Origin of the sequence: Polynucleobacter sp. MG-28-Ekke-A2, assembly GCF_035012985.1 — a bacterium.
Taxonomy (GTDB): Bacteria; Pseudomonadota; Gammaproteobacteria; order Burkholderiales; family Burkholderiaceae; genus Polynucleobacter.
This window is the reverse complement of sequence record NZ_JAYGQU010000078.1, coordinates 1-255: the sequence shown is the minus strand read 5'-3', so window position 1 is coordinate 255 and position 255 is coordinate 1. Positions and strand designations below refer to the sequence as shown.

Genomic DNA, 255 nt, shown 5'->3' with positions numbered 1-255 from the left:
CCAAGCGCTATCAGTCTTATAAGGGGGCAGTAGGCAAGGTAGCCCCAAACCTACTGGAGCGTAACTTTGCTGCTAGCAAGCCCAATCAAAAGTGGGTGACTGATGTAACGGAGTTCAACATTAAAGGTGAGCGAGTGTATCTATCCCCCATCTTGGATTTATATAACCAAGAGATCATCTCGTATGAGATGGCGGATCGACCACAGATCAAGACGGTGATACAGATGCTCCAAAAGGCTTTTAAACACCTGGGGC

Annotated in this window: 1 protein-coding gene; it reads left to right on the top strand. The window is 47.5% G+C overall.

Going from position 1 to position 255, the window contains the following annotated elements:
• On the top strand, positions 1–255 hold a 255-nt coding region (locus VC188_RS12000), incomplete at both ends, for a DDE-type integrase/transposase/recombinase (RefSeq protein ID WP_323484118.1).